General features: G+C 51.2%; 1 rRNA gene. It reads left to right on the top strand.

What is annotated here, in order from left to right:
• A 23S ribosomal RNA gene (locus tag ATB74_RS23450) occupies positions 1-533 on the top strand; the annotation flags it as partial.

The following is a 533-nucleotide window of genomic DNA, read 5'->3' on the forward strand; positions in this document are numbered from 1 at the left end:
ACATGAGTAACGATAAAGGGAGTGAAAAACTCCCTCGCCGGAAGACCAAGGGTTCCTGTCCAACGTTAATCGGGGCAGGGTAAGTCGACTCCTAAGGCGAGGCCGAAAGGCGTAGTCGATGGGAAACGGGTTAATATTCCCGTACTTCTTACAATTGCGATGGGGGGACGGAGAAGGCTAGGTGGGCCTGGCGACGGTTGTCCAGGTTCAAGTACGTAGGCGGGTGGTTTAGGTAAATCCGGACCGCTATTAACGCTGAGATACGATGTCGAGCTACTACGGTAGTGAAGTCATTGATGCCATGCTTCCAGGAAAAGCCTCTAAGCTTCAGATTGTAAGGAATCGTACCCCAAACCGACACAGGTGGTCGGGTAGAGAATACCAAGGCGCTTGAGAGAACTCGGGTGAAGGAACTAGGCAAAATGGTACCGTAACTTCGGGAGAAGGTACGCTCTTATCAGTGAAGTCCCTTGCGGATGGAGCAGACGAGAGTCGCAGATACCAGGTGGCTGCAACTGTTTATTAAAAACACA

The organism is Vibrio splendidus, from assembly GCF_001557875.1.
Classification (GTDB): Bacteria; Pseudomonadota; Gammaproteobacteria; order Enterobacterales; family Vibrionaceae; genus Vibrio; species Vibrio splendidus_F.